Here is a 13,576-nt window from a genome sequence, read left to right as displayed (position 1 = left end):
CCCTGCTCTCTCCTGCAGACGTAAATCGATAAGTAAGACAACGGTTACGACGTTCTATTACTTGGACTCCGGCGCCAGAACCTGCGACTGGAAGTCGTATTGCCACTGGTTGAAGTAAAGGTTCCCCCCTTCCCACTCAACCTCACCTCGTTGCAGATCAACGGTCTCCGAACGGAAGTGCTGCTTGGCAGGCACGAACGCGCGTGAGTAGTCATCGTTGAACGCTATGCGGTAGGCATCCAGCCCGCCGAAATAGAAATTGCGCTGCTCGGGTTGGTCGCTGTCCAGTGCACCCGTGCTTACATCCATCGGCACCCAGCCGTAGGGCGCAAGATAGAGCGCGCCCCAATCGTGCAGGTTGTTGTAGCCGACCTCGTTGTCCGAATACACCATGCCCGACTGCCAGCGCGCCGGGATGCCATTCATGCGCAGCAGCGAGATCAGCAGCAAGGTCTGCTGGCCGCAATCGGCGTGACCTGCATGCAGGGCGTAATCGGAAATATTGCTGATCGTCGAATACTCGCGGGCGCCGCCCCACGGAATCGCATCCACCGCGTCGAACAGCTTCTTGGCGACGCGGTAGGGATTGGTTTCATTGCCCACCGCCTTGCGCGAGAACTCACGCATGGCCGGAGTGAACACCACATGCGGTGCGCGCTCGGCCAGATAGGGTTGCAGCTCTGGATCCCGTGGCGTTGGCAGCACTTTGTCGGGATCGATGATGAAACGACGCGCGGAGATGGTGAGCTCGTAGCTGACCGAGAACTCGGTAGGCGTGCCAGCCACGGCCTTGCGCTCAAGATAGGCGGTGCGCTGCAACGTGTCTTCGGGCGCGATCTGAGCGCCTTGCGGCACGCTGCCCAGCCATTGGATGTTGTCCTGCTGGCCGGGTATCGAACGCGGATACGGCAGCCAGGCGCGCACCGTCTTTCCAGCCGGCACCGCATCGGCGTCGACCGTGATGGACTGGGTGATACGCACCCGCCGCGGAGTGATGCTGGTCTGGCCGCTCTGCTCCGAGGCCTTGATCACCTCGATATGGTGCGAGCCCAGTCGCTCGTACGGACCCGGGCGGGAAACACGCTTGTCCGGCGGCCGCCGGTTGGAGGCCTCGGTACTGAACAGGAACAGATTGTTGGGTGCGCGCTTGAACCAGCGGCGCTGACCATCGATGTCCAGGTGCTCGATCAGGCCGGCGTCATCCCAAGCCTTGAATTCTTCATCACGCAGATCCGGCACAGATTTGCGCACCGCAGCCTTGGCTTGCGCTTCGTCGAGGGTGAAATCCAGGCGGATGCGGCGCATGCGTTCCTGCTGGAACAGGTAGGCGGCACGGCTGTCGGCATCGGTGCCGGTCGCCGCCAATGCCTTGTCGATCTCGGTCTGCGCGCCGGCAAAATCGCCACGGTCCACACGCGCCGTCAACGCGGGCAGCGCCGTCGATGGTGACTCCCCGGCATAGGCAGCACAGGCCACTCCCATGCATAGCGCAGAGGCGAGGACCGTACGGGCGAACGGGACGCGGGCAAAGCGGGCAGAATCGGCGTTTGATGCCACGGCAACACTTCCACGTGCAGGGTGGTTAACGCTGTGTAACACGCACCCGATAGCCGGTCAATAATTTATTCTTGCTTTCGACGGCGAAAGGAATAAATATTCCTGAGCATCAACGAGGGGAGCTTCCCAATGCTTGCTTTGCCGCCGCTATCCCAGCGCCGACGCCTTGCCCCGCTTGCGCGGGCTTTGATCCTCGCCACGGCGCTATGCGCCGGGCCGGCTTTTGCGCTATCGCCACCACCTGCGGCAACGGTTGCGCCCTCTTACGCCGGCATCATCGGCCTGGAAGAAGCCCTGCTGACGCCGCAGCCGTGGATCAGCAGGCTGCCCAACGCCGACGCCGTGATCCTGGATCGCGCCGCCATCGAGGCGCAGAACGCGCGCATGCGCCAGCTCGACGCCTCCATCATCGACCTGCACAAGCTGCCCGCGCTACTGCCACAAGTATTGGTCCGCGAGCAGATCGCCGGCATCTCCAAGGCCCCGACCCGAACTCTGTACGACGTACACGGCAAGCAGGTCACACCGGCCCAAATGCAGACGGTGACCGCCAACCTCGGCCTGGATGCGATCCCGGCCACCCGCCCGATCCAGTACGGTCTGGTCGTGCACCGCGCCGCGCTGCGCGCCTTCCCCACCGAGCTGCGCGTATTCAGCAGCCAGGGCGATACCGATATCGACCGCTTCCAGGAGTCGGCACTGTTCCCCGGCGACGCGGTGGCAGTGCTGCATGAAAGTGCCGACGGCAAGTGGGTGTTCGTTGCCAGCGAACGCTATGCGGCATGGATGGAGAAACGCTTCGTCGGCATCGGCAGCGCCGAGCAGGTCTTCGGCTACGGCGCCAAGGGCCCGTACCGGGTGATCACCGCTGGCAAGGCCTTCACCGCACACACCCCGGAAGAGCCGCGCGTCTCCGACCTGCAGCTGGAGATGGGCGTGCGCGTGCCGGTGCTGGCCGACTGGCCAGTGATGGACCCGGTCAACGGCCAGCAGGCACATGGCGGCCATGTGATCCAGCTGCCGGTGCGCAATGACGACGGCAGCCTGGCGCTGGTGCCGGCCCTGCTGCCACGCACGCAGGAATCGGCCAGCGACTACCTGCCGCTGACCCAGGCCAACCTGATCACCCAGGCCTTCAAGTTCCTCGGCGAACGCTATGGCTGGGGTCACTCCTACGACACCCGCGACTGCAGCGGCTTTGTCTCGGAGATCTACCGCAGCTTCGGCGTGCTGCTGCCGCGCAACACCAGCGCACAGGCAATCAGCCCGGCCTTGAACCGCGTGCCGTTCACCGACAAGGACAGCAAGGCCAAGCGCAGTGATGCGATCGCCAAACTGCAGGTCGGCGACCTGATCTACATCCCCGGCCACGTGATGATGATGCTCGGTGAAGCCAATGGCATGACCTGGGTGATCCACGATACCTCCGGTGGCAGCTGGTTCGATGCCAGCGGCAAGCGCGTGCATGCCAGCCTCAACGGCGTATCGGTAACCCCGCTGCAGCCGATGATGGCCAGCGACACCGCCAGCTACATCGACCGCATGACCAACATCCAGCGCATCCGCCTGCAAGACACCAAATGAAGATCACCGACATCGAACTTGGCATGCTCCGCGTGCCGCTGAAAACCCCGTTCAAGACCGCGTTGCGCACCGTGGAAACGGTGGAAGACATCGTGGTGATGGTACGCACCGACACCGGCCACACCGGTTACGGCGAGGCGCCGGCCACGGCGGTGATCACCGGCGACACCCACGGCTCGATCATCGAGGCCATCAACAGCTTCATCAAGCCGCGCCTGATCGGCGAGGACATCAGCAACCTCAACCGCATCTGCGGACTGATCCAGACCTCGCTGGAGCGCAATACCAGCGCCAAGGCGGCGGTGGAAATCGCCATCTACGACCTGTGGGCGCAGCTGCACAAGGCACCGCTGTACCAGATGCTCGGCGGCGGCGATCCGGTGATCACCACCGACATCACCATCAGCGTCGACTACATCGACAAGATGGTGGCCGATTCATTGTCGGCGCTGGAGCGCGGCTTCGAGTCGCTGAAGATCAAGGTCGGCAAGGACATCGGCCTGGACATCGAACGGGTCAAGGCCATCCACGCCGCCGTCGAGGGCCGCGCCCTGCTGCGCCTGGATGCCAACCAGGGCTGGACCGCCAAACAAGCGGTGTATGCGATGAACGTGCTGGAGAACGCTGGCGTCGTGCTGGAACTGCTGGAACAGCCGGTGAAGGCTGCAGACATCGCTGGCATGAAGTACGTCACCGAGCGCGTCAACACGCCGGTTATGGCGGATGAAAGCGTGTTCAGTCCGCACCAGGTCTTCGACCTGATCCAGCAGGGCGCAGCCGACATCATCAACATCAAGCTGATGAAGACCGGCGGCATTTCCAACGCGATCAAGATTGCCGATATCGCCTCGCTGTATGGGGTGCCGTGCATGATCGGCTGCATGCTGGAGTCCAGCATCAGCGTTGCCGCAGCGGTGCATTTGGGCGTGGCCAAGTCCGGCGCGATCAGCAAGGTGGATCTGGATGGGCCGTCGTTGAGCCAGTTCAATCCGGTGGTGGGCGGCGTGATCTTCAACGAATCGGAGATCAGCATCACCGACGCACCCGGCCTGGGCATCATCGAGGTACGCGGGTTGGAGATGATCAAGCCGTGATCATCCGAGCGGCGGCAACCGGTCTCTCCTCGGTTACCGCCGCCGTGGTTGCGCATGCGGGGCAAACAGAAACAGCACCGGCAAAGCCCGGTGCTGTTTTGTTTTGGAGGTGGTCTTCCAGCCATCCAACGCACCAGGACACAGTCATTCCCGCGAAGGCGGGAATCGCTCTTGCTTCTGCTTCTGCTTCTGCTTCTGCTCCCGCCCCCTCCCTTGCGCGCAGCGCAGGGGAGGGTTGGGGAGGGGTAGCCTCGGCTTCGGCCGTCGCCGTCGCCATCGCTGTTGCTGTTGCTGTTGCCCCAGCTCTTGCCCCACCGGGTCCCCTTCCGCAGCGACGCAGCCGACGGACAAGACCCCGCAGGGGCGATGCGCATGGATGCACGTCGTTTTTCGACGAGACAGGGATGTCTCGTCGAAAAATCCCGGCGGCGGAGTGGACCCGCGGCGCGCAGCGTCGTGGGCGCGGAGGCAGGGTGTGCTTTCTTTGGGCCACCTTTCTTTGCACAAGCAAAGAAAGGTGTGCTCGCGCCCCGAAGGGGAGCGAAAGCCTTTGCACTTGCCGTTGCTCCCCACTCTTCACAAAGAAGAGCAAAAGATCAGGAGCAAGGGCTTTCTCTCCCCTACGGGGAGCGAGTCACTTTTCTTTGCTTGTGCAAAGAAAAGATAACCAAAAGAAGTGCTTTTTCAACAGCCGAATGGCTGGTCAAGCACACCCTGCCTACGCGCCTTCCGCGCTGCGCGCTCCAGGTTCACTCCGCTGGCAGGATTTTTCGACGATACATCCCTGTATCGTCGAAAAACGACGCACATCCTTGTGCGTCGCCCCGTTCGGGGTCTTGTCTGCCAGCTCCGTCGCTGCGGAAGGGGACCCGGTGGAGCACGAGCAACGGCAGGAGCCGGAGCAACTGCAACTGCAGAAGCTACCCCTCCCCACCCCTCCCCTGCACTACGTGCAAGGGAGGGGGCTGGAGCAAAGACACGGGCACAGGCGAAAGCCCAAAGCGCCCTCACCCCAACCCCTCTCCCGCTTCGCAGGAGAGGGGCTATGGAGCAACGGCCAAAAAATCAGCACTGCTCCACTTGCTTGCGCAATCCCTTAAAGTCTTCATCAGATAAACACCCATACGCCCATGCCACCTCTGGTAAAAATCCGCTCCGAACGCGAACAGATGTCGGCCATCGAACGGCGCATCGCCGACTTCATCCTCGACAACGCACACCTGCTGCGCGATTACTCCTCACAGCAGCTCGCGAACGCGCTGGATATCAGCCAGTCCAGCGTCGTCAAGTTCAGCCAGAAACTCGGCTTCAAAGGCTATCCAGACTTGAAATACTCGGTAGGCGCCGCCGTCGCCGCTGCCGGCAATGGCGAAAGCACCAGCTGGCCGCCGGAGGACCAACCCGGCGGCTATCTACTGGTTGCCGAAACCCTGCGCCGTGCCAAAGCCGCTGCCGAAGAAGAAACCATGGCGGCCAACCCGCAGGCCGACGTCGAAGACGTCATCGCATTGATCGACAACGCTCCAAAGGTCTTCATCTATGGACTGGGCGACGATGGTCTGTACGCGCGTGAGTTCGCCATGCGGCTGTCGCTGCTGGGCATCCTCACCGTGCAGCAGGCTGATCCCATCCTGATGACCGCCAACCTCTCCGCCGCCCGTCCCGGCGACGTGCTGCTGGTGTTCTCCGAGTTCGGCAAGCTGCCGCAGCTGTGGCAGCTGTCGCGGCAGTTCCAGGAAGTCGGTGGCAAAGTGGTATCGATCACCCGCCATACCGCCAATCCATTGCGTGCCCATGCAGATGCCTCATTGGCCATCTGCGCGCATGACCCGCAGCCGCCAATCGCGCAGCTGCTCTATCGCAGTTCGCTGCAATACCTGCTGGATTTCGTGTTCGTCCTGCTGTGCCAGACCAATCCTGATCGGCAACGACAGCTGGCATTGAACCAGGAACGCATCCAGCACCTGATCGACATCTGACCGCAGGAGCCGCCGCCATGCTCACTTTGTTCCAACGCAACTTCCGACACCTGCTGGGCTGCGTGTTGATGGTCATCGCACCGGCCAGCATCGCTGCGCCGCTCGCCACACCAATGAGCGAAGCCCGCCAGCTTATCGTGGTCACTGCGCCTGCGTGGGATGCGACCAACGGGCATCTACAGGCCTTTGAACGCACCGACAGCGGCTGGAAAGCACGCGATGCCGGCTTCGATGTCAGCCTCGGCCGCAGCGGCAGCGCGTGGGGCATAGGCGTGCATCCGCAGCAGAAGGTTGGCCCGCAGAAGCAGGAAGGCGATGGCCGCAGCCCGGCAGGCATCTTCAACATCGGTCCGGCGTTCGGCTATGCCGAGCACATCACCAGCACCATGCCTTACCAGCCGATGCTGGCCAGCAGCTATTGCATGGATGTACCTGCCTCGCCGCTGTACAACCAGATCGTCGATGCCGCCAAGGTCGGCGAGGCCGCGGTGAAGGGTTCCACCGAGGCCATGCGCCTGGACCTGCACAACAGCGGCGACCGTCGTTACCGCGAAGGCTTCGTCATCGAGCACAACCCCGCTGCGGTGCCCGGCCAGGGCAGCTGCATCTTCGCCCATCTGTGGCGCCAACCCGGCGAAGCGACCGCCGGCTGCACCGCGATGGAGCCGGAGCGCATGTCGGCCTTGCTGGAATGGCTGTCACCCGAGGCCAAGCCGCTGTTCGTGCTGCTGCCCGATGCCGAGTACCAGCGGCTGCAGCGCAGTTGGGATTTGCCCGCACTTTCAGAAACTACTCGTTGAGCATTTGTCCGGTTCCGGGCATCTTCCCTTCTCTTTAGCCAAGCCATCCCTTCATGACCGACAGCGCACCCGCAAAATCTTCCAAGGTCTCGGCACCGGTCAAGGTGCTGATCGCGCTGGTGCTGGCCGCCATCGTCGGGCTGGCGCTGACCGCCTATGACCAGACGCTCGCACTGAAGATCGCCGACCTGCTGCGGCCGATCGGCCGGCTCTGGCTCAATGCCTTGCAGATGACCGTGGTGCCTTTGGTCACCGCACTGGTCATCGTCGGCGTCAATACCGCCAGCAATGCCGCGGCTTCCGGGCGTACCGCCCGCAACGCGATCATCGTGTTCCTGATCCTGCTGGTCGGCTCGGCCGCGTTCTCCGCGGTCATCACCCCGTTCCTGCTGGACCTGCTGCCGCGCGACGCCGACAACATACAGGCGTTCCGCGATGCGCTGCGTTCGCCAACGACCGCCGCCACGCCGCTTAGCGCCGCGCAGTGGATCAGCTCCTTGATTCCCAGCAATGCGCTGGCAGCCGCCGCCTCCAGCGCGATGCTGCCGCTGGTGGCCTTCGCCATGTTCTTCGGCTTTGCCTTGAGCCGGCAGGAACCGGAGCGCCGCGATCGCATACTGGACATCATCCGCATCATCGCCGACACCATGATCACCATCGTGCGCTGGGTGCTGTGGGCGGCGCCGGTGGGCGTGTTCGCACTGGTATTCGTAGTCTGCGCCGAAGTTGGAATGAGCATCATCGGCGTGCTTGGCTATTACATCGTGCTGATGTGCGTGATCTACATCCTGATCACCCTGCTGCTATACGTGGTTGCCCGCTTCGCTGCCGGCGAACCGTTCGGCCGCTTTGCCCGGGCACTGGTGCCGGTACAGGTGATTGCCGGCAGCACCCAGTCCTCGCTGGCCTCGTTGCCGGCAATGATCGACAGCGCGCGCAATCGCCTTGGTTACCCGGCAGCACTGACCTCACTGGTGCTGCCGATGGCGGTGTCGCTGTTCCGCATTACCAGCCCGGCGCAGTACATCGCCGTGGCCAGCTTCATCGCCTGGCTGTATGGCATCGACGTGCATGCCTCGCAATATGCGGTGGCGGTGTTGCTGGCAGCGGCAATCAGCATGGGCTCGACCGGCTTGCCCGGACAGGCCAACTTCATGACCAACAACATGCCGATCACCCAGAGCCTGGGCCTGCCGGTGGAACCGTTGGGCGTGTTGCTGGCAGTGGACACCATTCCCGATGTGTTCTGCACCATCGGTAATGCCACCGGCGGCGTTACCGCCACCGGCATCGTTGCCCGGCACACGGCACAGCATCCGGAGCAGGATCAAACCAACGACAGCTGATTGCCTGCAACCACTCCCGCCAGCGGCGGGAGTGGCGTTCAATCATTCCTGCGGCGGCAGCGGCGGGGTGCCGTAGGCAGCGTCGGCCGCCATCACGTCGCGGGTGTTCTTCTGCACGGCGACTGCGCCGAACAGCGACAGCGCGAACGACATGCCATAGAAGCCCTTCTCGCTGAGCAGCAGGGTCGCATTCCACAGGCCGACCAACAGCAGCAACAACGCGCACAGCAATGCGAACCAGCACAGGCTGTAATACAGGCTGCTCACCGGGATACCCTCCAGGCGGTCGCGCACGCTCTTCTGCAGCGAAACCGCCGAGAACAGACCGAACAGCAGCAGGGTCAGGTAATAGCCCTTTTCGTTGAGCAACATCTCGGCATTGAACAGGCCGACCAGATACGCCACCGCCCCCAGCAACAATGCCGTCCATGCGGACGCGATGAACGCGGCAGAGGGGCGATAGATCTGTTGTTTCGACATGAAAACTCCTTTTTTGTGGATGCAGGGGCCCAGTTCCACGGGCGCTCGGCCGCTACGGTAAGCGATTCCGTGCGCCAGTCCCATCCCCCGAACGGACAGCATCGGCCGCCATGGTGTACAACCCTGCACTGGTATCGCATCCCGCTTCCGGAGACCTCCATGCCCCGTACCCTCCTGCTCAGCATGAGCCTGGCCCTGGCCCCCGCCCTGTTCACCAGCGCCTGCGCCGCTGATCCCGACCCGGCCGCCGAGGCCGCGGTGAAGCCCGCACAATGGCCGTTCACCGCCACCGAGACGGCTCGCTTTGATGAGCCCTGGGCGATGACCTTCCTGCCCGACGGCAGCCTGCTGGTCACCGAGAAGGCCGGCAAGCTGGTCCATTTCGATCCGGCCAGCGGCAAGCGCGGCAACATCAGCGGCGTCCCAACCGTGGCCTACGGCGGCCAGGGTGGCTTTGGTGACGTGCTGGCCCACCCGCAGTTCGCCAGCAATGGCCTGGTCTATTACAGCTATGCCGAAGACGGCCAAGACGATACCCGCGGTGCCGCCGTCGCTCGCGCCAAGCTGGTGTTGAATGCCGATGGCAGCGGCACCTTGAGCGATGCGCAGGTGATCTGGCGGCAGACGCCCAAGGTCACCGGCCGTGGCCATTACGGCCATCGCCTGGCCTTCGGCCCGGATGGCAAGTTGTGGATCAGCTCCAGCGAACGGCAGAAGTTCGACCCGGCGCAGGACATGACGACCAACCTGGGCAAGATCATCCGCCTCAACGACGATGGCAGCGTGCCGGCCGACAACCCGTTCGTGGCACAGGGCTCACCGGCCGACCAGGTGTGGTCGCTGGGCCACCGCAGCGTGCTCGGGCTCGCCTTCGACGGCAACGGCAAACTGTGGGAACACGAGATGGGTCCGAAGGGCGGCGACGAGCTGAACCTGATCCAGCGCGGCGGCAACTACGGCTACCCGATCGTCTCCAATGGCGACCACTACGACGGCCGCCCGATTCCCGATCACGACACCCGCCCGGAATTCATCGCCCCGGTGGTGACCTGGCGCCAGGTGATCTCGCCGGCCGGCTTCATCATCTACAACGGCAAGCAGTTCCCGCAATGGCAGGGCAGCGGCTTCATCGGTGGGCTGTCATCCAAGTCGCTGGTGCGCGTCGCCTTTGACGGCGACAAGGCCCGCGAAGCCGAGCGCTTTGACATGGGCCAACGTATCCGCGAAGTGGAGCAAGGCCCGGACGGCGCACTGTGGCTGCTGGAAGATGGCGCCAACGCAAAGCTGCTGAAGCTGACGCCGAAGGCAGGCTGACGCTTCCGCCCCTGTAACGGTAAGGCCCCACCTGTAGTGGGGGGGGGGGGGGGGGGGGGGGGGGGGGGGGGGGCGGGGGGGGGGGGGGGGGGGGGGGGGCGGGGGGGCGGCGCGCCGCGCCCGCCCCCCCCCGCCCCCCCGCCCGCCCCCCCCCCCCCCCCTCCTCGGCCCCCGCCCCCCGGGCGCACGCCCTCTCTCCGCCCCCCCCCCCCGCCCCCCCCGCCCCCCCACTACCGACATCAGCGCAGGCGTACCACCAGACCTATCGCCTGCACCAATCCATAGCTGATCAAGGCCGCCGCCAGTCCCAAGGTCAAGGGACTGGCATTGCCCATGCCCGGTCCCATGCCCTGACTGAAAGCACCGCCATACCAGCGCCAGGCCAAGCGCCCGATCAACAGCACCGCCAGCGCACCGCCGATCCAGGGATTCGGCGTATAGCCCAGCCGCCCATCGCGCGGGCTGATCAACGTGTGTTTGAGTGCGAACAAGCCCAGGCCAATGCCGGCAACCGCACCGGCGGCAATGCCCAGCGCGACATGCGGGATATATATCGCCGCAGCCACCAACGCAGCACTCACCAGCGTCAGGATGCCGATGCGGATGCCATTGCGAACCGGCCGCCACGGCTGCCAGCCGAAGTGGCGACGGATACGCCGGTAATACAACCAACCGAAACCGGCCGTCATCAACCAAGGCATGTAGACAGGCAATGCAGCAGGCATGAAGCGTCCCCGTGTTGTAGGAGCGGCGTAAGCCGCGAAGCTGACAATAAACCAGACATCGTAGTGCCGAGCCATGCTCGGCAAGGGCCTTACCAGCAAAACCTCACCTGTAGTGGGGGGGGGGGGGCGGCGGCGGGGGGGGGGGGGCTGACCCCAGACGCGCCCGGGGGGGGGGGGGGACGCCGACCACCACCACACCCCCCCCCCCCCCCCCCCCCACCCGCCTCGGCCAAACCCCAAAAACCCCCCCGTTTCGCCCCCCCCCTGGCGGGGCTGGGCCTTACCGGTAAACCCCTTTGCCCCCCTTGGGCGCGGCGCTACAAGAAGCACAGCATACCCCTCCCCAACCCTCCCCTTGCCTGCGGCAAAGGGAGGGAGCAAAGCGCCTGGATCAGGGGCCCAGCAGCTCGAAGCTCACCGCTTCGCCGCTCACCGACGAAGCGCATACCCACACATCGAACAGACCAGGCTCTGCTCGGTAGTCACCATCCACCCCGGTGAAAGCGAGCTGCTGCCGATCCAGACGGAACTCCACCTCCACCGATGCGCCCGCCGCAACTGCCACTTTCTGGAAGGCCTTCAGCTCGCGCACCGGGCGCACCCGGCTGGCGACGCGATCGTGCACATACAGCTGCACCACTTCCTCACCCGCAACCGTACTGGTGTTACGCACAGTGGTACGGATCACAAGCGCGCCGTCCCAATCCAACTGCGACGTGCTCAGACGTGGCGTTTCATACTCAAAGCGTGCATAGCCAATGCCATGGCCGAACGCATACAAAGCCGTATTCGGGAACTCGCGCCAACGCGACTTGAACTCCGACATGCTCGGCAGCTCCGGGCGGCCGCTGCGCGGATGGTTGTAGAAGTACGGCTGCTGGCCAGAAGCGTGCGGAAAACTCACCGGCAGACGTGCCGACGGGCTGTAATCACCAAACAGAATATCCGCCATGGCATGGCCATTCTGCGTACCCAGGTACCACGTCACTGCAATGGCCTGGGCATCACGCACCGCGCCCTGCAGCGCCAGCGCGCGACCATTGCGCAGCAACACCACCAGCGGCGTGCCGGTGGCGGCGACGGCTTCGGCCAATGCCTGCTGTACTGGCGGCAAGGTGATCTCCACCCGCGATTGCGCCTCACCGCTGTAGCGCTGCGGCTCACCGACAGCAAGCACCACCACATCGGCACGTTGCGCGGCAGCGACTGCGGCTTCGATGCCACCTTCCAGCGACTCTTCCAAACCGCAGCCCACCACGACTTCCAATGCCGCTGCATTGCCAAGAGCAGCACGTACGCCGCTTTCCAGCGTGACGTAACGCGACTTGTCACCGAACAAAGTCCAGCAACCTTCGATGTTGTCGCGGTCCTGTACGAAGGGGCCGATCAAGGCGATCTTCTGGCCCTGTTTCTTCAACGGCAGCAGATCGCCTTCGTTCTTCAGCAGTACCACCGAACGACGCGCGGTATCGCGTGCCAGTGCATCGTGTTCTGCGATATGCGATTGGTCAGCCTCGCGCGCAGGATCCAACGAACGGTAGGGGTTATCGAACAGACCGATCGCATCCTTCAAACGCAGGATGCGGCGTACCGATTCGTCGAGCACGGCCATCGGCACGTCGCCGGCATGCACCAGCCCGGCAAGATGCTGGTCGTAGAAGCCGCTCTGCATGCTCAGGTCGAGGCCGGCCAGGAACGCCTTGCGAGTTGCATCCACTTCATCGGCCGCATAGCCATGGGCGATCAGCTCCATGTCGGCGGTGTAGTCAGAAACCACCACGCCTTGGAACTTCCATTCATTGCGCAGCAGGTCGGTCAGCAGCGCACGGTTGGCGCTGGCCGGCACGCCATTGATGTCGTTGAAGGCACTCATCAGCGACAGCGCGCCGGCATCCAGGGCTGCCTTGAACGGCGGCAGGTGCACATCGCGCAGAGTCTGCGGCGAGATATCCACCTGCGCGTACTCCATGCCGGCGGCAACCGCACCGTAGGCGGCGAAGTGCTTGGGCGTGGCCAGCAGCGAATCTTCGGCGGTCAGGTCATCGCCCTGGAAGCCACGCACGCGCGCGGCGGCGAATTCGCAGCCCAGCACCACGTCCTCGCCTGCCCCTTCGGCACCGCGGCCCCAGCGCTGGTCGCGGGCGATATCCACCGCCGGTGCATAGGTCCAGTGGATACCTGCGGCGGTCGCTTCGATGGCGGTGGCGCGGGCGGTGCGACGGGCCAGGTCCGGCTCGAAGCTGGCGGCCTCGCCCAGCGGAATGGGAAACACGGTGCGCATGCCATGGATCACGTCGGAGGCAAGGATCACCGGAATACCCAGGCGACTTTCTTCCAGCGCCACCTGCTGGATGCGCCGGCCCAGCTCGGCACCGACGCCATTGAACAGCGAGCCGACCCGGCCGGCACGCACCTGTTCCAGCACCTGCTCGGCATTGCGCACATTGGCCTCCGGGTTCACGTCCGGAGCGAACGGCCGAACCATGTCGGCAAACACGCTGAGCTGGCCGACCTTCTCGTCGACGGTCATGCGGGAGATCAGGGATTCAATGCGGTCGGGGGCCACCGGCAGTCCTTCATGTAAACGATTTCAAGCGAGTAATTCTAGCGCTACAAGCGTGAAGCGATTGCCGCACGGCTGCATCGGTGGTGCCGAGCCATGCTCGGCAGGGGCATTACCGGTAGAGCCCCTTGCCG

At 64.2% G+C, this 13,576-nt stretch carries 10 protein-coding genes; 6 read left to right on the top strand and 4 right to left on the bottom strand.

What is annotated here, in order from left to right; genetic code table 11:
* Nucleotides 1-57: 57 nt before the first annotated feature.
* Nucleotides 58-1,482 (bottom strand): transglutaminase-like domain-containing protein, encoded by a 1,425-nt coding sequence (locus tag ACVOLV_RS11160; RefSeq protein WP_481554496.1) that lies wholly within the window; start codon nt 1,480-1,482, stop codon nt 58-60.
* 204 nt (nt 1,483-1,686) lie between these two features.
* On the opposite strand from ACVOLV_RS11160, the gene ACVOLV_RS11155 reads away from it, so the two are divergent.
* From ACVOLV_RS11155 to ACVOLV_RS11135, 5 genes are all read left to right on the top strand, one after another.
* Entirely contained in the window at nt 1,687-3,141 is a 1,455-nt protein-coding gene (locus ACVOLV_RS11155) for a C40 family peptidase (RefSeq protein ID WP_481554462.1), read from the top strand.
* Complete coding sequence (locus ACVOLV_RS11150) at nt 3,138-4,235, top strand: dipeptide epimerase (protein ID WP_481554461.1); 1,098 nt, start codon at nt 3,138-3,140, stop codon at nt 4,233-4,235. The genes ACVOLV_RS11155 and ACVOLV_RS11150 overlap by 4 nt, the downstream gene beginning before the upstream one ends.
* Nucleotides 4,236-5,365: 1,130 nt before the next feature.
* Nucleotides 5,366-6,214, top strand: coding sequence for a MurR/RpiR family transcriptional regulator (locus tag ACVOLV_RS11145; protein WP_282270744.1), 849 nt, complete (start codon nt 5,366-5,368; stop codon nt 6,212-6,214).
* A gap of 68 nt (nt 6,215-6,282) precedes the next feature.
* On the top strand, nt 6,283-7,014 hold the full coding sequence (locus tag ACVOLV_RS11140) for a L,D-transpeptidase family protein (protein ID WP_481554495.1): 732 nt from the start codon (nt 6,283-6,285) through the stop codon (nt 7,012-7,014).
* A gap of 53 nt (nt 7,015-7,067) precedes the next feature.
* Nucleotides 7,068-8,360, top strand: coding sequence for a dicarboxylate/amino acid:cation symporter (locus ACVOLV_RS11135; protein ID WP_481554460.1), 1,293 nt, complete (start codon nt 7,068-7,070; stop codon nt 8,358-8,360).
* Between the two features lie 42 nt (nt 8,361-8,402).
* Here ACVOLV_RS11135 and yiaA read toward each other — a convergent pair whose 3' ends face one another.
* Complete coding sequence (gene yiaA, locus ACVOLV_RS11130; protein WP_303748551.1) at nt 8,403-8,840, bottom strand: inner membrane protein YiaA; 438 nt, start codon at nt 8,838-8,840, stop codon at nt 8,403-8,405.
* Between the two features lie 159 nt (nt 8,841-8,999).
* Between yiaA and ACVOLV_RS11125 the strand changes: the two genes are divergently transcribed.
* Nucleotides 9,000-10,154 carry a PQQ-dependent sugar dehydrogenase gene (locus ACVOLV_RS11125; protein ID WP_481554459.1) on the top strand — a complete coding sequence of 385 codons (1,155 nt, stop codon included), beginning with the start codon at nt 9,000-9,002 and terminating at the stop codon, nt 10,152-10,154.
* 239 nt (nt 10,155-10,393) lie between these two features.
* Here the strand turns inward: ACVOLV_RS11125 and ACVOLV_RS11120 are convergent, their stop codons facing one another.
* Nucleotides 10,394-10,879, bottom strand: coding sequence for a CcdC protein domain-containing protein (locus tag ACVOLV_RS11120; RefSeq protein WP_481554458.1), 486 nt, complete (start codon nt 10,877-10,879; stop codon nt 10,394-10,396).
* Nucleotides 10,880-11,270: 391 nt separating this feature from the next.
* A complete protein-coding gene (locus ACVOLV_RS11115; RefSeq protein ID WP_481554457.1) occupies nt 11,271-13,445 on the bottom strand; it encodes a glycoside hydrolase family 3 N-terminal domain-containing protein in 2,175 nt (724 codons plus the stop codon).
* Nucleotides 13,446-13,576: the final 131 nt, after the last annotated feature.

The organism is Stenotrophomonas sp. STEN023 (assembly GCF_056760135.1).
Note: the sequence above shows the minus strand (reverse complement) of the source record. Positions and strands in the feature narration are given on the sequence as shown.